This window comes from Photobacterium aquimaris (genome assembly GCF_002954455.1).
Lineage (GTDB): Bacteria > Pseudomonadota > Gammaproteobacteria > Enterobacterales > Vibrionaceae > Photobacterium > Photobacterium aquimaris.
Map to the genome: position 1 here is coordinate 123466 of NZ_MSCC01000003.1, position 21397 is coordinate 144862.

General features: G+C 37.4%; 19 protein-coding genes. 15 read left to right on the top strand and 4 right to left on the bottom strand.

Features of this window, described 5'->3' with window-relative positions; genetic code table 11:
- Nucleotides 1-209 precede the first annotated feature (209 nt).
- The 8 genes from ftnA to BTN98_RS16760 all read left to right on the top strand — a co-directional run bounded on the left by ftnA (nt 210) and on the right by BTN98_RS16760 (nt 9815).
- Nucleotides 210-740, top strand: coding sequence for a non-heme ferritin (gene ftnA / locus BTN98_RS16725; protein WP_060999735.1), 531 nt, complete (start codon nt 210-212; stop codon nt 738-740).
- A 73-nt stretch (nt 741-813) separates the two neighbouring features.
- Nucleotides 814-1152 (top strand): universal stress protein UspB, encoded by a 339-nt coding sequence (uspB, locus tag BTN98_RS16730; RefSeq protein WP_060999736.1) that lies wholly within the window; start codon nt 814-816, stop codon nt 1150-1152.
- Nucleotides 1153-1276: 124 nt separating this feature from the next.
- Nucleotides 1277-2386 carry a mechanosensitive ion channel family protein gene (locus tag BTN98_RS16735; RefSeq protein ID WP_060999739.1) on the top strand — a complete coding sequence of 370 codons (1110 nt, stop codon included), beginning with the start codon at nt 1277-1279 and terminating at the stop codon, nt 2384-2386.
- A 146-nt stretch (nt 2387-2532) separates the two neighbouring features.
- Nucleotides 2533-3720 (top strand): BaiN/RdsA family NAD(P)/FAD-dependent oxidoreductase, encoded by a 1188-nt coding sequence (locus BTN98_RS16740; protein ID WP_060999741.1) that lies wholly within the window; start codon nt 2533-2535, stop codon nt 3718-3720.
- Between the two features lie 132 nt (nt 3721-3852).
- Nucleotides 3853-4686, top strand: a complete 834-nt coding sequence (locus BTN98_RS16745; RefSeq protein WP_060999743.1) for a TnsA endonuclease N-terminal domain-containing protein — start codon at nt 3853-3855, stop codon at nt 4684-4686.
- The gene (locus BTN98_RS16750; protein ID WP_060999745.1) at nt 4667-6805 is read left to right on the top strand and encodes a Mu transposase C-terminal domain-containing protein; all 2139 of its coding nucleotides are present in this window, start codon (nt 4667-4669) and stop codon (nt 6803-6805) included. Before BTN98_RS16745 ends, BTN98_RS16750 begins: the two co-directional genes overlap by 20 nt.
- Complete coding sequence (locus BTN98_RS16755) at nt 6802-8226, top strand: ATP-binding protein (RefSeq protein ID WP_060999747.1); 1425 nt, start codon at nt 6802-6804, stop codon at nt 8224-8226. Before BTN98_RS16750 ends, BTN98_RS16755 begins: the two co-directional genes overlap by 4 nt.
- Nucleotides 8227-8258: 32 nt before the next feature.
- Nucleotides 8259-9815: a TnsD family Tn7-like transposition protein gene (locus tag BTN98_RS16760; protein ID WP_060999750.1), complete on the top strand. Its 1557-nt coding sequence runs from the start codon at nt 8259-8261 to the stop codon at nt 9813-9815.
- 179 nt (nt 9816-9994) lie between these two features.
- Here the strand turns inward: BTN98_RS16760 and BTN98_RS16765 are convergent, their stop codons facing one another.
- Together BTN98_RS16765 and BTN98_RS16770 are read right to left on the bottom strand one after the other, a co-directional pair.
- Nucleotides 9995-10474 (bottom strand): Panacea domain-containing protein, encoded by a 480-nt coding sequence (locus BTN98_RS16765; protein ID WP_060999752.1) that lies wholly within the window; start codon nt 10472-10474, stop codon nt 9995-9997.
- Between the two features lie 148 nt (nt 10475-10622).
- Nucleotides 10623-11375: a hypothetical protein gene (locus BTN98_RS16770; RefSeq protein ID WP_105030053.1), complete on the bottom strand. Its 753-nt coding sequence runs from the start codon at nt 11373-11375 to the stop codon at nt 10623-10625.
- A gap of 345 nt (nt 11376-11720) precedes the next feature.
- On the opposite strand from BTN98_RS16770, the gene BTN98_RS16775 reads away from it, so the two are divergent.
- The 7 genes from BTN98_RS16775 (at nt 11721) to cspE (BTN98_RS16805) (ending at nt 16938) form a co-directional block, all read left to right on the top strand.
- The gene (locus BTN98_RS16775; protein WP_060999757.1) at nt 11721-12701 is read left to right on the top strand and encodes a PD-(D/E)XK nuclease domain-containing protein; all 981 of its coding nucleotides are present in this window, start codon (nt 11721-11723) and stop codon (nt 12699-12701) included.
- A complete protein-coding gene (locus BTN98_RS16780; RefSeq protein ID WP_060999758.1) occupies nt 12694-13800 on the top strand; it encodes a hypothetical protein in 1107 nt (368 codons plus the stop codon). The genes BTN98_RS16775 and BTN98_RS16780 overlap by 8 nt, the downstream gene beginning before the upstream one ends.
- Nucleotides 13801-13803: 3 nt before the next feature.
- The gene (locus BTN98_RS16785; protein ID WP_060999760.1) at nt 13804-14475 is read left to right on the top strand and encodes a hypothetical protein; all 672 of its coding nucleotides are present in this window, start codon (nt 13804-13806) and stop codon (nt 14473-14475) included.
- Between the two features lie 232 nt (nt 14476-14707).
- Nucleotides 14708-15310, top strand: coding sequence for a TniQ family protein (locus BTN98_RS16790; protein WP_060999763.1), 603 nt, complete (start codon nt 14708-14710; stop codon nt 15308-15310).
- A 453-nt stretch (nt 15311-15763) separates the two neighbouring features.
- Nucleotides 15764-15970 carry a transcription antiterminator/RNA stability regulator CspE gene (gene cspE / locus BTN98_RS16795; protein ID WP_036789206.1) on the top strand — a complete coding sequence of 69 codons (207 nt, stop codon included), beginning with the start codon at nt 15764-15766 and terminating at the stop codon, nt 15968-15970.
- A gap of 332 nt (nt 15971-16302) precedes the next feature.
- Nucleotides 16303-16512 (top strand): hypothetical protein, encoded by a 210-nt coding sequence (locus BTN98_RS20715; RefSeq protein WP_060999765.1) that lies wholly within the window; start codon nt 16303-16305, stop codon nt 16510-16512.
- Nucleotides 16513-16722: 210 nt separating this feature from the next.
- A complete protein-coding gene (gene cspE, locus BTN98_RS16805) occupies nt 16723-16938 on the top strand; it encodes a transcription antiterminator/RNA stability regulator CspE (RefSeq protein ID WP_060999767.1) in 216 nt (71 codons plus the stop codon).
- A gap of 162 nt (nt 16939-17100) precedes the next feature.
- Here cspE (BTN98_RS16805) and adiA read toward each other — a convergent pair whose 3' ends face one another.
- Together adiA and potE are read right to left on the bottom strand one after the other, a co-directional pair.
- Nucleotides 17101-19404 carry an arginine decarboxylase gene (gene adiA / locus BTN98_RS16810; protein ID WP_414858306.1) on the bottom strand — a complete coding sequence of 768 codons (2304 nt, stop codon included), beginning with the start codon at nt 19402-19404 and terminating at the stop codon, nt 17101-17103.
- 185 nt (nt 19405-19589) lie between these two features.
- Nucleotides 19590-20915, bottom strand: coding sequence for a putrescine-ornithine antiporter (potE, locus tag BTN98_RS16815; RefSeq protein WP_060999768.1), 1326 nt, complete (start codon nt 20913-20915; stop codon nt 19590-19592).
- Nucleotides 20916-21397 lie beyond the last annotated feature (482 nt).

Sequence of the window (21397 nt, forward strand, 5' to 3'; positions counted from 1 at the left end):
GTATTAACTTAAAAATATCGATTAGGTCGCATCTATAGGTTACGAAATGGTTAATTATTTTCCGTAATCGTCGATTCATATTTATTGTTATTTTAGTGGTTTATACTAACAGTAATTATATTAATAACGAGGTTTTGTCCATTTGTTGCATTCTTAACAATGCATAGTGACAATGTCTTGATTACACTTAAACAAACAGGAGTAGTGCAATGTTAGCCAAGGCAATGGTTGAGAATCTTAATGAGCAAATTAATTTAGAGTTCTTTTCTTCTAATTTATACCTGCAAATGAGCGCATGGTGTGAAGATAAAGGCTTTGAAGGTGCTGCTGCGTTCTTACGTGTGCATGCTGCTGAAGAGATGGAGCATATGCAACGTTTATTTACTTATGTAAGCGAAACGGGTGCGTTACCGATTTTAGGCACAATTGAAGCGCCTAAACATCAATTCGACTCTTTAGGTGCTGTATTCCGTGAAACCTATGAGCATGAGCAGCTAATCACTAAAAAAATTAATCAATTAGCTCATGTTGCATTTTCTACCCAAGATTATTCAACCTTTAATTTCTTACAGTGGTATGTATCAGAGCAACATGAAGAAGAGAAATTATTTAAAGGTATTTTAGATAAAATTGAGTTAGTTGGTGAAGATGGCAAAGCGCTATTTTTTATTGATAAAGACCTCGCTGCAATGGCTAAAGGCGAATCAGTACCAACATCAGTAATGGACTCACAAGCTTAAGTGATGTTGAGGGTAGTGGTCATACGCTGCCCTTTTATCCCTATAAGCAAGTGATATTTAAGAGGGGATAACTATGATCAGTGGTGATGCATTTTTGGTTGCGATTTTTTTGGTGGCAGCTGTTAATACTTGTCGTTATATCAGTACCTTACGCTCTTTGTTGGTGGTGATGCGAGATTGTGATCCATTGTTATATCAACAAGTCGATGGGCGTGGTTTCTTTTCATCTCAAGGTAATGTCAGCAAACAAATTCGCTTATTTCATTATATTCGTAGCCAACAGTATAAAAAACATCATGATCCGCTGTTTATGGCAAAGTGCATTAAAGTACGTAAACTTTTTGTATTGGCAAGTACGTTTATGATTACTTTTTTTGTGGCTATTTTTGCCGTCGCTTTCCTCGGACTTTAATACCAACTTGACCGTTTTGAGTGTCACTGTTCTGGTGACACTTTCTTTTCCGTCCTCGTTCTGTGCTATATCATTACTAGCAATATAACTTCATTTTCTGTTGAGTATCGGAAGCAAAATCGCTATGGATCAATTTTTACTTTGGTGGTCATCGCTTGAAAAAGGTGCGTCCGTTAATTGGATGTACAACATTGGCTTATTACTGCTATTGAGTGGATTACTGTGGGGGGGGTGGTTACTTATTTCTCGCCGCTTAGCGACCATAGCGAGTAAAACCCAGTTTATTTGGGATGACGCTCTAATTGATGCAGTTCGAACTCCCGTTTCGTTGTGTATTTGGGTATGGCCAGGGCTGATGTCACTGGGGATTATGGTCGATAATATTACCTCTTATTCCAGTGGCTTTTTGGCGTTATTGCGGCATTTATTATTGATTGGGGTCTTTATTTGGATTCTGATGCGGTTGATTACCAATATTGAACAAACGATATTGGATAATCGTCCCCATCGAGATGCCACCACAGTTACTGCTATTTCAAAAATATTACGCTTAATTGTAATGGTGTTGAGCAGTTTAATTGTGATGCAAAACTTCGGCTTAAGTTTATCGGGATTACTGACCTTTGGTGGTGTTGGTGGTTTAGTGGTCGGTATGGCAGCTAAAGATTTACTGGCTAACTTCTTTGGTGGCATGATGATTTATTTTGATCGCCCGTTTAAAGTCGGTGATTGGATTCGTAGCCCAGATCGCCAAATAGAAGGTACCATTGAACGGATCGGATTTCGTATGACAGTGATTCGAACTTTTGATAAACGGCCATTGTATGTACCGAATTCAGTCTTTAGTTCGGTGGTGGTTGAGAATGCTTCACGGATGCAAAATAGGCGGATTAAACAAAGTGTTGGCTTACGTTATTGTGATGCGGCAGTGATGGGATTAGTGGTTGATGACATTAAATCTATGCTGCAAAATCATGCTGATATTGAGACTCGACAAACATTAATTGTTAGCTTTGACACCTATGGACCATCATCACTGAATATACTGGTGTATACCTTTACCAAAACCGTTGATTGGGTTAAATACAAAGCGGTACAGCAAGATGTGATGCTACAAATTGTTGCGATTGTACATTCACATGGCGCCGATTTTGCGTTCCCTACTACCACCTTAGATATGCCAACTGCAGCAATCACAGCATTAACGGCAATTGATAGCCAGCAACAAGCTTGATTTTAATCGAATAAATCACAGGAATGGGATAGCGGTTGGTATTGCGTCAATAGGCAGGTAAAATAACGTAGACAATAGAAAAAGGATGCTAATCGTTAGCATCCTTTTTGCGTTTATTTAGTGACATTAAAGGCTAATTGAAATCCATGGCAAACAAATATGATGTAGTAATTATTGGTGCAGGTGCTGCAGGCTTAATGTGTGCAGCTACTGCAGGTAAGCGTGGACGCTCAGTGTTAGTGCTTGATCATGGTAAGAAACCTGGCCGTAAGATATTAATCTCAGGTGGCGGTCGTTGTAATTTCACTAACAATGATGTGGCTGCTAATAATTATGTTTGCCGTAATCCTCATTTTGTTAAATCAGCCTTGTCGCAGTACAGCCAATGGGATTTTATTGGCTTAGTGTGCCAGCATGAAATTGACTATGAAGAGCGCGATCATGGACAATTATTTTGCTTAGATTCAGCCAAAGACATTGTCAAAATGCTGATTGCTGAATGTGATTTACCCAATATCAGCTTACGTTATCAAACCGACATCAGTGCTATTACCCAATTAGATTCTGGGTTTAGTTTGAATGTTAACGGTGAAACGATCTGCTGCGAATCGTTGGTAGTTGCTACCGGTGGCTTATCAATGCCAAAATTAGGCGCAACGCCATTTGGTTATCAAATTGCTGAGCAGTTTGGCTTAAAAATGGTGCCGACGACTGCTGGTTTAGTGCCATTTACGTTACATAAGCAAGATAAAGACGCCTTTGAAGAGTTATCAGGTATTGCAGTACCTGCGGTGATCACTACTGAAAATGGCACTAGTTTTAAAGAAAATTTATTATTCACTCACCGTGGTTTATCCGGGCCTGTAGTTCTGCAAATTTCATCGTACTGGTTACCAGGGCAAAAAGTGACCATTGATTTATTACCGATGCTCAATTTGGCTGAAACACTACTTGAATTACGTGAACAGCATCCGAATCAAAGTATAAAGAACACCTTATCGCGTTTGTTACCGAAGCGGTTAATTGAAGTGCTAATCGCGCGTGGTGATATTACCGATAAGCCGTTAAAGCAACTTAACCACAAAGAGTTTGAGCAGCTTGCAAGCTACTTCCATCAATGGAACATTGCTCCTAATGGCACTGAAGGTTACCGCACTGCAGAGGTAACATTAGGTGGGGTTGATACTGATGAATTGTCATCAAAAACGATGGAAGCAAAGAAAGTGAAAGGCTTATTTTTTGCTGGTGAAGTGATGGATGTTAGTGGTTGGCTTGGTGGTTATAACTTTCAATGGGCGTGGAGTTCTGGCTATGTTGCTGGACAAAATGCGTGATATTGTGTAGATACAATAAAGTTTGCCCGTAAGCATTAAAGTTTGCCCGTAAGAGTATTTTTATACAATAAAGTTTGCCCGTAGTTGTGTTGTTTACTATCTTTACTTGAGGTGAACTTTATTGGATTTAATATGGGACGAGGACGAAAACTAGAGTCGTTAAAAGACTTTGAGCGGGCATTAAAAAATAAATATGGAATAGGCCAAGGTCCTAATTATAAGCCTTGGCTTAGGATACAGGATGTAAAATCTAAAGGTATACGCTCACTAATCTATGGCAGGAAATCTCAAAGGGAACATCATATGATGTCTTCAGTAGAGAGTGAGCACTTCTACCTTGCTGAGTTTTCAAATAGTGTGGTTGATATTAGAGAGCAGTTTCCGCTTCTTCCTCTAAATTATACTCAAAAAGTAGCTAAAACACTTGGCGTGGATCATCCTAAACACCCTCAAACGAAAGAACCTATTATCATGACAACGGATCAGTTGCTCACGATAAACTCCCCTCAAGGCACAAAATATCATGCAATTTCTATAAAACCTGAAGCGGATTCTGGGGATCTACGAGTGCTAGAGAAAATAGATATTGAGCGAGTCTGTTGGGAGTTGCTTGGGGTTAAGTTCAGCTATTTTACGGGTAATGAAGTAACAAAAGTTCAAAGTAGTAACCTTCAATGGGCTACCTCCCCTTTTCGTGAGAATCCAATAAGCTTTTCTTGTGATCAGATTAATTGTGCTCTCTCTGTATTATCTGTTAGGCAATATTTTATTGAAGATCTTTGTAATCAATTTATCTCACTGAATATTACATCTAATGATGACGCTTTATTGTTAACTCGTTTTCTAATAGCTGATAAATTTATCGATGTTGATCTATCGACTAATATTTCTGAATCAGGGCTCATTGATGTTAAGTATGTAGCTGAAAATCAAGGAGACGTTAGATATGGAGCTTCCTCGGAATAGTATTTGGAGTGTGAATAATTCGGACTTGGTTAAAGATGGTCTTTATCGTCTGTTGGATATCATGCAGGATGTTGAGTCTGTTATTTTATACTCTCTTGAAGACACCTCCACAACGGTTAGGCCTATAGCGGTTTCTCTAGATGGCTTTATTGAACTTGTTTCTAGCCGTAAAGCTAAAAAAGCACAATATGAGTTACCAACTTATCTTTTAGTTGATGAAGAAAATATTCCAGATGAGCACATTGGTCGTCGAGACAAAAATTATGATTTAATTAAAGGCATTATATCAAATAGTATTTTTCTGTTTGATTATGCGACCAAGAAACGCTCGTCTCAACTAGCTGAATATGCGAAAGGCGTTGATGTCGATCGTAAGTCTTTAGCTCGATTGCTTACTCAATATTGGCGATATGGGCAGGACAAAATGGCTCTGTTACCTGCATTTTCGAAAAGCGGAGGTTCTGGGCGAGACCGAACTCCAACAATAAAGCCATTAGGTGCACCAAAACAACCAAGAACTATAGCGGTGGATAGATCTGCTAAATTTATTGTGAGTGATGACGATAAAAATAAATTCAAAAAAGCGTTAAAGAAGTACTATCTTAAAGAGTCAGGGTTGTCGTTAGCAAAAACGTATGACAACTTACTAAAAGACAGCTATTCAAAAGAGTTAAACTTAGCTTATGCATGTGGCAGACCTCCTTTAGTGCCAACTAAAAAGCAGTTTAGTTACTGGCGTACAAAGTTATTTAGTAAAGAACAGATAATTAAACAACGAACGTCAGAGAATGACTTTCTTCGAAATAAAAGGGGGGTGTTAGGCAGTATTACTGATCGAAGTTATTTGCCAGGAGCTCACTTTGAAATAGATGCAACTGTTGCTGATGTGCATATCGTATCGGAGTTTGGGCCTAAATATGTTTTAGGACGACCAACGATTTATATTGTTGTAGACAGAGCGAGTCGAATGATCGTTGGTATGCATGTATCGCTCTATCATGCTTCATGGCGTGCAGCAAGGCAGGCATTAACAAATAGCTTTTGCTCTAAATCGACTTACTGTAAAAGTTTTGGCGTAGATATTGAAAATTCAGAATGGCCCTGTGCTCATATCCCTAAAGAGTTGGTTTGTGATAATGGTGAAATGATTGGTGTGCAACCTAAAAAAGCATTGACGCCAATGACGCAACTATCATTTACCCCACCATATAGACCCGATTGTAAAGGTGTAGTAGAGAAGCGATTTGATATTATTAATAAAGAAGTACTGCATGAGTTACTGGGTACGACGAGAGGTGGTCAGATTGTTCGAGGTAGCAGAGATCCTAGAAAGGACGCGATCTACACGCTTAAAGAGATTACTGCTGAAATAATTAAAGCTGTACTAGAACATAATCGTTCGATTCTTGAAAATTTAGCTTTTTCCAGCCCTTTACTCATTGAAAATGATTTATCCCCAACGCCTCTGAACTACTGGAAAATTCATCTCGCAAAGCATAAGCATGAACTCCAATTAGCTAATAGTAATGAAGTTATTGCTAGATTGCTCCCTTCAGCAGAAGTAAGCATGACTCGCAGCGGAATATATTTTAATGGTATGTATTATTCGTGTTCAGAACTTGAAGAATGTAATTTAGCATCTGTTGCTCGGTCTTCAGGACAATGGAGGCTAGAGGCTAGAATAGATGAAAATACAACCAATTACATATATGTTCGCTTAGATAAAAATAAAGAATTTATTAGGTGTGATCTATTACCTCGGAGTCGAATGTTGGGTGATAAATCTATGTTTGAGTCGGATTTTATTCAAGATTGGCTTGATACTAAGAAAGAGTTAACACCAATATCAACGACCTCAATTGACGATCACAAGCATCGGCAGGAAGTGACCCGACAAGCGAAGCGAAGAAGCAAAGATGCAGAGAAAGTCTCTTTTAGAGATAAAACGAGCAATACCCGCCAGCGTCGGAAGGAAGAATTAGAGGCAACTACAAATATGATTGCACCAGCTTCTGAAACTTCAGTCAGTAATGACGTTTCTGGTTACATTCTTTCAGATAATAAAGTTATTTCGTTACCAAAAGGTAGAAAAAGAAGAACCAGTAGAGGTGAGTCATGAGAATTGAACTTGCTGTATATCAAGATGCAATTTTACCTGAGCATCAAGGAAATCCACTTATTGAGGCACTCCCAACTAAGCAGTCTTGGGAAAGTGTTATGGAAGTATTTAGTAATTACCCTGATTATGCAGAAGAAATAGCTGATCATCCCGACCCATTGGTTCGTGACGAATATCTAAACCGCATAGAAGAAATTAGACAGCCATTGACTGACTATGAAGCATGTTTTAGATCGGTAGAAAGAGCAATTAAAAAGGGCTATTCGGCAAAGAACCCGCTGAGCCCAACAACGGCTCAATACTTACATTATTTGGTTGATGAAAGGCCTGATATAGAACCACGTACAGGTTTCTTTGAACCTAAGGGAGATGGATTGACTCTGATTGGCGAAAGTGGTGTTGGTAAAACGTCAATGGTGGAGCAAGTTCTTAGCTATTTCCCGAATGTTATTGAGCATGAGTCTTATCGAGGACAAGTTTTAGAGCTCAGGAAACAAGTAGTTTGGATAAAAGTTGATTGTCCTAGTAATTCGAGCGTTAGGGACTTATGTGAAGAGGTTCTTTCAACATTAGACCTAACACTTGATAGAGAAAAAACGAAGCCAGCAGGAACGATAGGTGCTTTAATTCGGCAGTTAGAGCAGTGTATGAAATCAAGTTTTATTGGAATGCTTGTTATTGATGAAATGCAGAATCTGAAGTTTAAGCGAACGGGTGGAGAAAATAACTTATTAAGATTTTTACACAGGTTGATGAATAAATTAGGTATTCCTCTTTTCTTTGTGGCAAATCCACCATTTGATCAATCTTTAGTTAAAGAACTTAAGTCTGCGCGTCGAGCTGAAAGCTGCTATCACCATACTATGTCTGTATTAGAAAGGAATAGTATTTCATGGAATGCGTTTGTAGATCAGCTTTGGCAATACCAATGGACAAATGTATATACAGAGCTGACAGAAGAACTTAATGATGCGCTTCATGTGCTTTCGGTCGGTAATATTGATATGGCAAGCCGTACCTACCGAGAAGCACAACGATTAGTTATTGGCGCTGATGATGAGCGTATTACTCCAGCAGCATTAGAATTAGGAAATGCTGCTGCATGTGGGCTTTCTAGACAAACAGAAGAAGTTAATGAACTAAAAGAGGCGATTTTATTACCCAAGGGGCGGAAACGTAGTAATCGATGTATAGAAAATCCAGCGTTAAAAAGTGTAGATAAAACGGGTGATATCACTAAGCCACAGCATCCTGAGTTTGCTTCTAAGCTTATTGCGTTAGTTGAAGCGGTTGACTTGAAAAATCGAATTGGTGATCCTGATCTGTTTCAACAAGCTGCTGGTTTAGAAGATCCTATACGTTACTTAAGGTCTAGAAATATCGTTCTTGACGATCCACTTTCAGAACTATCCTATAGTTAATTTATAGGTATTACCCAGAAAGGAGATTCATCATGAAGCTGCCTAAAGCACTACCTGATGAGTCTCTGTTTAGCCGCATATGCCGTCATTTAGCTATTTGTGAACTTCCTCTTGAGCAAGCTTTGCAGCAGCTTGTGGGTGATGGGAGAGCTGTAATTCATCCTTATCTTACATCCAATTTGCATCTTATTAGTCAATTCACCGATGAGTCGCCACAGAAGCTTTTATCGTGTCAAACTCTCCGCCCTCTATTTTCTTATTTCTTGCCGAAATACCGTACTGTCCTTGATGATGTTACTGCTGCTTCAAATTGCATTGTAAGAGCTAGCCAACTATCAACCTTTCGTGACAAAGAACCTCTATCTGTAAAGTATTGTCCTTTGTGTGCAAAAGATGATGTATATGATTTTGGCGTAGCCTATTGGCACCTTTCTCATCAAGTTTCTGGTGTTGAAGCTTGCTTGATACATAAAGCATGGTTAGTTCATCATGAACTCCCAAATCGTATTCATATTAATGGTCACTTACTTCCTGATACAGGAAGTAAGCCTATCTACTGTAATGAACTAGCATTAGAGTTTGCACAATTTGTATCTAATCAAATCAAAATCTTAAATGCTAAGAAACCAAGCTATGAGGTTTTGTGTAACGCATATCTTAAAAAGTTAAGTATTAATGGCAGTTTGACACTAAGTGGTCGAGTTAAACGGAAAGAGATAACACAGGAGTTATTTGAATTATCAGAAGAATTATTTCCCACGCAGTCTGCTTTGTCTCTTAGAACATCAGTAGATTTTCGCTTTGTTTCATCTCTGATTTCTGGTCAGTACCCTCAACATCCCTTTAAACATCTATTGTTTGAGTTTTACCTATCTCGTTGTCAATCCAGTAGTGGAACTAGACTATTTAATGTTCAGAAAGTACCTATAAACAAAGAAGAACAGTGCTGTGATTTATTAAGATCTGGACTATCAATGGCTGCGGTAAGTCGAGAAATTGATAAAAGTAGATGCTATGTAAAAAGCATTGCATTGAAGAATGATATTCCTGTTAATTTAAAACCTAAAAAAATCACTAGAAGCCTTAAAGCTTCAATCGTTAATCTGGCTAAAAAAGGTTTTCATCGAAGTGCTTTAGCAAAGCTTTATAGTATTTCCACTGGTAGTGTAGAGTTGATTATTTCAACGACTTCGGGGCTTGTAGAGTGGCGGAAACGATGTAAATGGGAATCTTTACGGCGCAGATATAGTTGTCAAATAATACGTTTTATTGCTTCAACCCCGAACGCTTGTCGACAAGAGATTAAGAATAGCTATGAAGCTGCATTTCATTGGTTATACATCAATGAGCGTGAATGGCTTGAAAAAATACTTCCTGTTGCTACTCAAACACAGCGTGTGGAAAAAGTGGACTGGTATCAGCGAGACCTTGAATTAGTTGTTGAAGTTCGAAAGTTGTTGTTCTCTTCAAATTCCAAGTTATCACGTACAGAATTAGATAGATTCTTAGGCGGGCACGGTTGGCTTACGTCTAAATTAGAAAAATTACCAAAAACAAGAAAATTACTTCGAAATAATGGTTTACTTTAAATGCATTATTTTGAAGTAATGTAGGTGTTGTTGATGGTCGCTTTAGGTATTGCTTTTTATCAGTAAGTTATCGTAAAAAAGGAGTGGGTCTAAGAACATATCATACGAGGAAATGATAGTCCCAACGCTGAACTAGGTGTGTTTAACGTTGGGAGTTTTCTTAAATACTTGTGCTCACTTTATTGAGCAATTCGGTGTGCTTTATATTCTCGAGCTTTTTTAACCAAGTCTAGATCGCTATATTTACTACTCGATAGTACTGGGTATGTAGAATATACAAGCTTAATGAAATCTTCATAATTTTTATCTTTGGTAGCATTGATAACAAAGTCTACAATTTCTTTTAACTGAGGGGTTATAGTAAACTTGTCACTTGCATTATTTGATAATTGAAACAGCTGCTTATTTCCACCAAAAACTGTTGTTGTATTTATGACTGTAATATCAGGATCATCTTTTGCCATTCTAACAAAGTCATCCACATATGGGCCATAATGGTGGAAGTGCCAAATAGTATTTGTTAACTGTCTATCATGCTCTAGAGCAGCCTTCCAATCTGTGAGGTACAACATTTTTGTTAGCCGTGAAGCAGACAGTTCATCTTTGTAAGGATAAGCCTGTAATATATATTTGATAACATTCATTATTACATTTTCCATTAGAAGCCCTCCGATGAAGCTATTTCTAAGCTCGGCATATGATTTTCTAGTGACTCTAGCAGATGACATAAGTTCTGCTTTTCTCTATCAGTCATAGCTCTCTTAATTTTTGATAATTTCAGACCATCAGCATTTATAGATTCAAAAACTAAAACAGCCACGGTTTTTTTTGGTTATTTTGTATTCTAAACCCTTGTAGCGCTCTACTTTTCATCTTTATGTTATCTAGTGTCTCATTATCGATAGAAAATTCAGTAATATTATGCATTTTCCAGTTTGGTAAATCGTCTTCAGGCGAATATGGATTAACATCTGCAAAGTATCCCGTTTGCCAAATCTTTTCAATACAACCGATATTTCTAGGGTATAACCGATTCGGTCTAGTTCTATAGACCTCATTATCAGAGTATCTACCTACGCATAAAAATAGATCCATATCCATTTTGTATAAGCTTATACGTTCATTTGACGTAAGGACAAATTTAGAAAAATAATTATTAAATATATACCGACTAAACAAGTCGTAGCAATTAATTGTCTTGCTATTGCTCTTTTCATGTAATTGTTGGTTATCTTCCTGTAGCTGCTCATTTTCCCTTTTGAGGCGATGATACGTTGTTTTTAGGATAGAACGAGTTACATGACCACCTAATCCTCCCCAAATGGCACAAATGAACGCGCTAATGAATAAGGCAGTGAACCATTCTTCTAACACCCAAAAGTCTAAAAGCTTAGCTCTAAAATCAGATGGTAATCTATGACGAACCATTTCTTGTATGTTCGTTGGAATACCAATATAACCAAATGCGATGATACTATAGATACTAGGAATTAACCCTAAGCTTAAGAAACGCAACCACATTTTTTTGTATGCTGGCATACCTTCTAATGCTAATTTCACTTTGAGATACCTTGTTGATATAAAACGTAAATATTTATGATGATGTATTCCTCCTTAGAGTTAAGGGGGAGTGTTTTGGGAATGATTTTTGATATACTTGTTAAGTAATCGTGTAATCAAATTAAAGGTTATCTATTACTTCTTATTGAATGGCTTTTTAGGAATAAAACTATAAATCATATTCTAATTTCACATTTATCATTGAATTAACTCGTAAGATAAAGTGTTATTGAAATTTCCCTCACTAATAAGTTAATGGTAAATGATTGTCTAACATAGGTGCTTGCAATATTATACTTATATTAAACTGATTTTATAGTTAATTCGTTGTGTAAAGGAAAGCGAATGTCTGAAACTGGAAATATAGAGAAACTGGCTAAACTAGTATCAAAAGATATCTTCAAATGGTTTAAATGGAATACTTGTAGTCCCAAAGATGAAAATTGGAAATGTGAGTCTGACCACCATAATAAAACAACCCATCCTTCTGATGTGGTGTTCTATTATGATGATCCTTACTCAGGAAATACTAAGTATTTGAATACTGACCTTAAAAGTTATGCGGCTGGAAGTATAACTAAGAGTAGCCTTTCTGGTGCTCTTAAGACATTAGCTATGTCGGTTGAATGTGCAAACATAAGCGAAGATTGGCAAGATAAATTTCTTCTAGGTGATGTGGGTTTTGGTGATGTTTCTGGACTGCTATTTATCTACAATCATGATAATGAATATGATAAGAATTTTTCGGATCTAGTTGATAAATTGGATTATAAAGTCATTCCTATTGCTGAAGAGAATGAGTTATTTATCATGGGGCCAGACTTAATAAAAAGGCTTTGTGATGTTGTTAGTGATATGAAAATCATGAAAGCTGATGATTCATTTCCTAGTCCTCAAGACTATACATTTTTTTATCCTGATTTGATCCGTTCTCGTAGATGTGGTGATGAATGGGATAAACCTGCAACATTAGAAGCTTTGACTTCTCCATGGTTGATAGTTAAGCATCGTGGTGGAAATGATTTTGGTAATGGTTTTGTTATCTATTATCACGATACAGGCGAGACTGTTGAAGAGTTCATTTATCTAATTGATGCTATGTCTCATTATCAAATGTTTAGTAGCGACTTCTCTATACGAGTTCGTTTTACCGATGCTTGTCGATTAGCAGCAACTAATTTTGATAAGGCAAAACACGAGTATCTTAAAATGTGGGGTAATGACGAAGCTCGAAAAGAACAAATGGAAGTGATTGAAGTTGGAGCTATTACTAAGTTCACTACTTGCTTTAATCCAATGGAAATAGGAATGCGAGAAGATGTCTAAAAGTAATACAGGTCCTTCAATTTATATCCCCACAGATAAAAATATTTTTGATGCATTACAACATAAAAAAGTAACTCAGGCCGAATTAGTTATATTTTTGCGTAGTAGAGGGATTATTGTTTCTCAATCAGTAGCAAAACAAATACTGGTTGAGAAAATTTGCTCGATGACTTTAAGTTATTCTGATTTTAATTGGATAGGCAAGCAGCTAGAGAACCCGAATCGTAAAGATAAAACGACACACTCTAAACTTAAAGGTGAGGTTGATGATTGCCAAATAAAGAGTGCGTGCTCTATTGTAAAAGCTAATCTCACAATGAATGGTGATGATTCGGTTAAGGTGACTAAATCTGGTAATACAACTACGCTAAAAGTGACTTATGTTGATCATGATTTTACAAAGACAGAATTACGCCAGAGAACAATAAAAACTTGTGAGATTCAGCTAGAGAACGATGCTAATGGTGTGGTAATGAAATTACCCTCAACCAAAAAGGCGAAAGAGATATCTGAACAGCTAAAGCTTGCGTTGAAAGCACAAGTAATAAAAGATTCTGGTGAAGAACTTGAGGAGTTTTCAATTTCTTTGGAAGCGTTAGCTGATGCTGAAATTAGAAGTAAATTTTTTGATAATTTGATTAGGAATATTCCTGATTTTAGCTTTGATACTGTTAGTAGTGTTGATGTTTATCATTTTGAAAAAGAGAGAGTTAATGAGTTTGAAGATGATGATAATTCTGAAGCGAGACTAGCATCTTACATCAATAAGGCAGCACTAGCAGGGGCTGGAGTTTTAGAGTCAACAGAATTCCAGCAGTTGCATAAACAGGGTTTTTATATATATAGAATAATTTGGACTGCAATTGATAACTCTCTTGACGGTGCAAAAGTTGAGTTTGAGGCTCAATTTGGTAAGCCTAGTACATGTACGGAGTTTATGTATACCGTAAGGGGGCTTTATCCTTATAACAGCCGAACAATGGATTATAATGTTACTAGAAAATCTGTAACGCCATACGAGAATGATAAGCTTAACATGAAGCTTCGAGATGCATCAGAAAGTGCATTGCGTGATACCATTAAAGCATATGGAACGTAAATAATGATTAAGGCAAAATGGCTATACTCAGAGCTTCCTGTATCTCTCAGTCAGCTTTCAAAAATGATGAAAGATAATCAATATACTGAAAGTTCGGGGCGTGGCTTTTTGCTTTCTACATCGACAGTATCCAAGCTTTCTGGAAAGTTCATTGAAAAAGTAGTTCAAAAAAGTGTAGTGGAAGATCCATTTGGTCAAACTTTAGATGTTGAATCGATTAGTTATTATGTATGTAATTTTAACTGGAGTTCAAATTCAAACTACATGTATATATTAGAACCTCCTCGGTCATTGAGAAAGTTTGTAAATGAACTTCATCACTTGACGGGATTTGGGTTAGTGTTGTCTGAAGTTAATATATCCCCAGAACAATGGCTGAAAGCAATAGAGGGAAGTGCTGATGTAGTAACTATCCTTGAGATATCTTCTTATGGAATAAGGACATCTCAAAACTCAACAGCTAAAGTCTCCGTTGGTGGTACTAGTGATATTCGAGCTGCTTTTATTGATATGATGCGCGGAAAACGATACTTAGTTGATAGTGTGAAGTTCAAAGCTGAATATGAGAGCTTGATTGTTAAAGGTGAGCTTACTAAAACTGGAATTTGTAGATTAAAATCATCCAACACTAATTTTATTTTAGAGAAGCTACGAGGTGCTCTAGAGAAGGCTTAGCAACTCTTCCTTCTTAAAATAATCAGGTCCGGTTAATTTATCGATAACCTCAGCGTGCTGATCTCAATCATTGCAGAATACTAAATAAAATCCTCTCGAAGCTAAATATGCTTTTTGCTTTATGGATCATTTGTTTATCATAAATATATAATGGCGATTTATTGCCAAAAATTTATACTGAAGTTTATACGTATGTCTACGAACTGTAAAAATATCATAGTGAGATATCGCAATGATTAACTATAAAGATAATGAGTCTCTTCACAGCTATTTTCTTAGGATCTTACAGCTTAATGGTGAAATATCTAACTCATTAGCTTTAAAAGGTATAGTTGGCATTAACGGTAGAATAAAGTTGCTGCCTGTGGCTAATAATGCGATCAAACGTCAATTTGAGGTGGATATTTCATGTCTTTATCCAATAATTAAAGAGCATATGATAAGTCAAAAATTAGCCATGATTTATTTTGATGAGTTAGTAGAGTATGTTCTGAGTGGTATTAATGTATCTGATAAGAAATTTTTGACGCCAGTTGTAGATTCCTTTCTATATTGTCCAATTTGTTTTCAGGAACAAATTAATCGTGATGGTTTTGCTTGGTTCAAGAGAGAGTGGCTTCTATCAAAATACTGTATTGAACATAAGTTATTGTTATTTCATGTCTATGGTAAAAAAACAAGCTGCTGCTCGGCTAGTTTTAATATTTATGAAGGTGTTCTTTCAGCCTTAAGTGGAAAGTGTTTTACTTGTAGAGAGAATTATTGGGGTTCTGATTGCATTCAACTATTAAGTTATGGCGATAAGACTTCAATACGTAAAAAATTTAATCTATGAATTAACTCTCTTACGGGCAAACTTGAGTGTCTCAAAAGCCTCTTACGGGCGAACTCTATTGTCACCACACAGATATTTAACCGTAAAATTTGTTTTTTGAGTTGTTAAAATACTCAGAATCCGTCCAATACGCTGTTTTTTTATTGATATTACTTGATGGTTGTTAAAAAACTATCATTTAATATCAATGGTTTATAATTTATTGTGGGTTTATTTAAAAATAAATCTTTACAATAATTGCTAACCACATAATAATGATGACGCTCTGTTGTTCAGAGTTATTAATGAAAACATCAAGTAAAAGAAAAACCCTCAGAATATCTTCGTTATTGTTGCATTCCTTAGTGTTTCCCTTAGCTTCATAGTCACATTCAATAATTCAAGCTTTCAGTGCAATCGTGATATTATCGCGATAAATCTTTATGAATTTTAATTAAATATAAGGGACACATTATGTCTACTACTGGTATCGTTAAGTGGTTCAACGAAGAGAAAGGTTTCGGTTTCATTACTCAGGACAATGGCGGCGCTGACGTATTTGTTCACTTCCGTGCAATCGCTTCTGAAGGTTTCAAAACTCTTGCTGAAGGCCAAAAAGTGTCTTTTGAAGTAGAGCAAGGCCAAAAAGGTCTTCAAGCTGCAAACGTTGTAGCTCTATAAGATTTCAAGGCGACGTCAATGGCCATCGTGCCATTGACGTTACTTTCACCCAATACATTATTTATACAATATCATCGAAATATAAAACACTTCCAACATCTGCATCAGCATCTGTCGTTACGTTCATATTTACTTCGTTACTTTATTATAAATAAAAATTTAAATACTCAATTAGTATTAATAATATTAGATGCCTTTTATCATCTGAATATTTTGCTACTAATAAAAACTAAGGATACTTATGTCTCGTTCATTAGGTCGTAAGCGATTTTGGTTTCAACAAAATCGTCAAGAAAACCCTGTAAATACAAATGAAAACCAAGAGGTTAATAATGATAGTAAACTTTAATTTAGTAAAAAATCAGCGCACCTGGAGTGCTAATATTCACCAGCTCAATAGTGATGTGTTAAAACGCCACATTTTGATTAACGGTAATGTTGATAATCTAGATATATCATTTAGTTACTGTGAAAAAACAGCTGCAGGTAACATTACAAATAGTAGCAATAAAGTAATAGGTAATTTCTACATTTCTTATTAATACCCCAGGGGATTTAATTAAGAAATGATTTTAATTAAATGTCTTATCTCGCCAATGACATTATTTAATAATATAAAGTAATAAACGCATTTATGATTATTCGGCATTATTATCACGATAATGCAGATGTGATTACTTATATGAATATTATCATTTCAGGTTATTGCATCGTGCGATAATTTAATCAAATTAAAAAGTAAGGGACATTCAATGTCATTATCAAAAACAATCGGTACAGTTAAGTGGTTTAACGAAGAGAAAGGTTTTGGTTTTATTACTCAAGACAATGGCGGTGCTGACGTATTCGTTCATTTTCGTGCTATCGCTTCTGAAGGCTTCAAGACATTAGCTGAAGGTCAAAAGGTTTCTTTTGATGTTGAGCAAGGCCAAAAAGGTCTGCAAGCTGCAAACGTTGTAGCTTTATAATTTATCTTTATTGATAAATGAAAGAATGCTGGCTAAGGCCGGCATTTTTTATATCTATACTTTGTTACTTCCTGTAGAGCTATCCTGCACTTCCTGTATTTAGAATATAAAAAATCCCCCGCTGTAATACAACGAGGGATTGGTAGCTATCGCATTAGGCAATTATAGTGCGTCTTTTTTGATACAAAGAACGTGGTATTTACCGTCTTCGATCTCTGCGCCTTCAGTTTCGTGTTCGAAACCAGGGAATTCAGAATCCCATGCTTCTAGTGCTTTCAAGTACTGGATTTGAGGACTTGTTTTATCACCGAAGTTTTCGCCACCCATTAGCATTGGAATGCCTGGTGGGTAAGGGATCACAGAGTTCGCTGCAACACGGCCAACTAGCTTGTCAGAAGCAACTAGCTCTACTTCATCAGATACTACGAACTGGTAAGCAGTACGTGGCTTCACTTCCATTTCTGGAAGACTTGAGTAGGCCTGGTTCAGTACTTGGCTTGGGTTATGGCGAACTAGATATTCAAACATTTTATTACCGAGATCTTTAAGACCCAGACCTGAATAGGTTTCAGGTGAAGATGCCACTAACTCAGGTAAAATTGTTTCTAATGGAGAGTTCGCATCGTAGTGACGCTTGAATGACAACAAGGTGTTGATCAATGTGTCACGCTTACCTTTAGTAATACCCATTGAGAATAGGAACATTACTTGGAAGTCAGTGGTACGGGTTGGAACGATACCGAAACGACCTAGGTATGCAGTAACAAGTGCTGCTGGAACACCTGTTTCTAGGAAGTTTCCGTTGTCGTCAAGCCCCGGAGTTAGCAAGCTAACTTTGATTGGATCAAGCATACACCAGTCATTGTCGATTTCGTCAAAGCCGTGCCACTTGTCGCCGGAAGTTAATTTCCAGTTCTGTTGAATCGTCATTAGTGACTCAACAGATGCATTCTCAAAATTAACGGTGTCACCATTCATTTCTGTAACAGTTTCAGCGTTCCAAGGCTTGAAGAACCAATCGTTTTCAGCGGTGTAATCGTTAAATAGTTGACGTACACTTTGACGGAAAATAATTGCTTCGCGGTTAACTTCATTCGTTAGCGATAGACCACTTTCGCCTTTCATCATGTTTGCAGCAACATCGTTAGACGCACAGATTGCGTATAGTGGCGATGTTGAAGTGTGCATCATGTAAGCTTGGTTGAAACGGTCAAAGTTGATCGCGTCTTCACCGTTACGTACGTGAATGTATGATGCTTGAGACAATGCATTCAATAACTTGTGCGTTGAGTGCGTTGCAAATACTGTTGGACCTGTGTGGTCTTTAGCATCGCCACGCATTGCGAAGTGACCCTTGTAGATAGGGTTAAAACGCGCGTAACCAAACCATGCTTCGTCCATGTGAATACGGCTAGAGCTTTCGCCTAGTAGCGCTTCAGTCACTTCTGAGTGGTAACATAAACCGTCGTAAGTACAGTTAGTTACTACAGCGTAGCTTGCTTTTTTCTCATCAGCGTTGAATGGAATACCAGCATTTTTCGCTTTAAGCGCAATGCCTTCTTTGCTCATTTGATTTTTGCTGATTGGACCGATGATACCGTAGCAGTTACGGCTAGGAACCATGTAGATTGGACGCGCGCCAGTTAGGATCAGACCTTGTTCAATTGATTTGTGACAGTTACGGTCACAGATAGCAATGTCGTCATCTTTCATACATGCTTGCATGATAGTACGGTTTGAACCTGAAGTACCGACGATACCAGAGTAAGACTGGTGAGCACCGAAGATCTTAGCAGCTTCAACTTCTGAATCTTTAAATGCGCCGCTGTGGTCAAGGAGTGAGCCTAGTGCTGCACGCTCGATACCCATATCGGTACGGAATAAATTTTCGCCGAAGAATTCAAAGAATTGGTTACCAGCAGGGGTTTTAGTAAAACCGATACCACCTTGGTGACCTGGCGCAGACCATGAGTATTCATGGATATTGTTGTAGTGCATCATCGCTTTCATGAACGGTGGTAGCACTTGGGCACGGTAACGACGCATTGAAGCAACGATACGGCCAGCAACGAAGTCTGCAGTGTCTTCTAGTACTGAGTAACACTCATCAACACGTTCCATTAACTGGCGGTTGTTAAGAATAGACGTACGAGCGCGTTCTGCTAGTAGAAATACTGGCACTTCAGATTGACGAGCTTGTAGTGCTGCTAACAAATCAACTTCTTCGTTAGAGTTAACAATTTGCTCTTCAGTTTTCTCTAGTGCTAATACTAGGCTATCGATTTGAGTCGACATGATAACCGCACGTGCATCTTCATAAGACGTAGCTGTGATGATGCCGATACTGCGATTCTGTAACTCAGCAATCAGTGATTTAGTTGCACGATCTGCAAAGCTATTTGGAGTAATGTTTTGGTGCTCTATAACGAGAGTACGCATTTTGCTGGTTATATAATTGTTGTTCATAATAACGCCTGAATAAAATGATAAATGATTGATGTGTTTTATATTGACGCAATAAATTTTACGTAATAAAACGCGCTATGAATTTAATAGGCAGGGAATAAATAAGGCTGGTTATTAATAAGGTTATTAATGGTTAGCGTATTTATTATTTATTCCCATTTTCACTTTTGGTAGTTATTAATAATTTAACTTGGCTTAGTTTCTGGTTTAGTATCACGAGCTGCAATGAAACCGTAGAAGATATAACCCAGCAGCATCAGAATGGTACCGCCGAATACTGCAGTTTCACCACAAGCGTACACACCATAGATACTGTAAAGAACCGCTAATGTACCCACTGTTGCACCAATACGGTATTGCTTTTGGGACACCATGTTCTTGCGAAGTAGCACTTCTAAACCAGTCATCGATAGGATGTAAGGTACCATGTTAATGAATACTGCAAGGTTCAATAGCGCGTTGAACTGGCTGATCAAGTTAGGAGAGATAGTCATCACTGCTAATAATATTTCAGCTGCTAGCATGATTAGCATACCTGCAATTGGTACGCCTGCTTTGTTGGTTTTTGCAAAGATTTTAGGGAATAAACCTTCATCCGCTGCCGCTTTAGAAACCTGTGCGTTAGTGAATTGCCAGCCAAGTAGTGAGCCGATACATGCGATAACGGCTGCTAGGGTAACGATGTTACCTACCATAGGGTTGAACATGTGGCTGAACACTAAACCAAATGGTGCCGTTGATGCTGCAAGCTCTGAGTTAGGAATAATACCTTGAATAACACCCGTTGATGCAATGTAAACGATCGCTGCGAAACCAGTACCAAATAGCACAGCAAGCGGTACGTTACGCTCTGGGTTTTCAACTGCATCAGAGTTTGCACCAGCAGATTCAATACCTAAAAACGCCCATAAAGTCAGTGCGATACCTGAAGATACTGAGTGCATTGTGGTGTCGTTATGTGGGTTCCATGCGTTCATGAATGTTTGTGGATCGAACCACCACCAACCGATGATAGACAGACCAGCAACTGGAATAATGATACCCCAAACAGTAAATGCTGAGATTTGACCGGTAATTTTCGCACCGCCAAAGTTAGCTACCATGGTGAAGATAAGGATAGCAACCACACCAAAGAAAGTGTGAATCGGCGTATCAAGCCAAGGTATAAATGGTTTGATGTAACCTAACGCTGAAACGGCAATTGCCACACAGCTAATCACTAAACACACGTAGTAAGTATAAGAGGATATGAAAAAAGATGACTTACCGTGTGCTTCTTGTGCGTAAGCTGACATACCGCCAGAGCGTTTACAAAGTGCACCACATTTAGCAAATGTGTAAGCAATACACATTGCGCCTAACGCAGTTACAATCCAAGATAACATTGAAATTGCACCAACTTGCGCCAAGCTTGCTGGTAGCATAATAATACCTGAGCCCATCATGTTAACTGCAACAAGTACAGTTAAACCGACAAGCCCCATTTTTTTAGTGCCAGTTTCCGATGACATTATTTTCACCTATGATTAGAAGGGAGATAAACCTATTTTAAAAAAGGATTTGTCTTTATTTAAATAAATCGATTCCATGGTGAGTTATTTATTATTGTGGCAATAAACACTTTATTTTTTCAAATTAAATATTTATTACCGAGATAATCACAATATAACCATTTACGATTGAATATCTTTAACGTAAATACTTAACCTTTTGTTCGACCTAATATAGATGGGTATTTTGATAAAAACAAAAAATTATCAATGATGGAAAAATTTTAGTTATGATTCTATTAACTCGCAGGGGTATCGATATTCGGTCATTTCGTTTAATTATTAACTTTAATTTGGGGGATGGTTGTGTATTTTTTGTTAAAAATTATCTATTTTTCAATGGATTGATAGGTGTTGTTGGTGATAAGTTGATCGGCAGTGGTGTATGCATGTTTATGCAAAAAAATGACACATTAAAAAATTAAGAAAAATTTTTAATAAGC

Excerpts from the sequence above, each read along its gene's own strand:
- BTN98_RS16750 (WP_060999745.1), top strand. The coding sequence starts at position 4,667 with ATGGAGCTTCCTCGGAATAGTATTTGGAGTGTGAATAATTCGGACTTG.
- BTN98_RS16775 (WP_060999757.1), top strand. The coding sequence starts at position 11,721 with ATGTCTGAAACTGGAAATATAGAGAAACTGGCTAAACTAGTATCAAAA.
- BTN98_RS16745 (WP_060999743.1), top strand. The coding sequence starts at position 3,853 with ATGGGACGAGGACGAAAACTAGAGTCGTTAAAAGACTTTGAGCGGGCA.
- potE (WP_060999768.1), bottom strand. The coding sequence starts at position 20,915 with ATGTCATCGGAAACTGGCACTAAAAAAATGGGGCTTGTCGGTTTAACT.
- cspE (WP_036789206.1), top strand. The coding sequence starts at position 15,764 with ATGTCTACTACTGGTATCGTTAAGTGGTTCAACGAAGAGAAAGGTTTC.
- BTN98_RS16755 (WP_060999747.1), top strand. The coding sequence starts at position 6,802 with ATGAGAATTGAACTTGCTGTATATCAAGATGCAATTTTACCTGAGCAT.
- BTN98_RS16785 (WP_060999760.1), top strand. The coding sequence starts at position 13,804 with ATGATTAAGGCAAAATGGCTATACTCAGAGCTTCCTGTATCTCTCAGT.
- cspE (WP_060999767.1), top strand. The coding sequence starts at position 16,723 with ATGTCATTATCAAAAACAATCGGTACAGTTAAGTGGTTTAACGAAGAG.
- BTN98_RS16790 (WP_060999763.1), top strand. The coding sequence starts at position 14,708 with ATGATTAACTATAAAGATAATGAGTCTCTTCACAGCTATTTTCTTAGG.
- adiA (WP_414858306.1), bottom strand. The coding sequence starts at position 19,404 with ATGAACAACAATTATATAACCAGCAAAATGCGTACTCTCGTTATAGAG.
- BTN98_RS16740 (WP_060999741.1), top strand. The coding sequence starts at position 2,533 with ATGGCAAACAAATATGATGTAGTAATTATTGGTGCAGGTGCTGCAGGC.
- BTN98_RS16765 (WP_060999752.1), bottom strand. The coding sequence starts at position 10,474 with ATGGAAAATGTAATAATGAATGTTATCAAATATATATTACAGGCTTAT.
- BTN98_RS16780 (WP_060999758.1), top strand. The coding sequence starts at position 12,694 with ATGTCTAAAAGTAATACAGGTCCTTCAATTTATATCCCCACAGATAAA.
- BTN98_RS16760 (WP_060999750.1), top strand. The coding sequence starts at position 8,259 with ATGAAGCTGCCTAAAGCACTACCTGATGAGTCTCTGTTTAGCCGCATA.
- BTN98_RS20715 (WP_060999765.1), top strand. The coding sequence starts at position 16,303 with ATGATAGTAAACTTTAATTTAGTAAAAAATCAGCGCACCTGGAGTGCT.
- ftnA (WP_060999735.1), top strand. The coding sequence starts at position 210 with ATGTTAGCCAAGGCAATGGTTGAGAATCTTAATGAGCAAATTAATTTA.
- BTN98_RS16735 (WP_060999739.1), top strand. The coding sequence starts at position 1,277 with ATGGATCAATTTTTACTTTGGTGGTCATCGCTTGAAAAAGGTGCGTCC.
- uspB (WP_060999736.1), top strand. The coding sequence starts at position 814 with ATGATCAGTGGTGATGCATTTTTGGTTGCGATTTTTTTGGTGGCAGCT.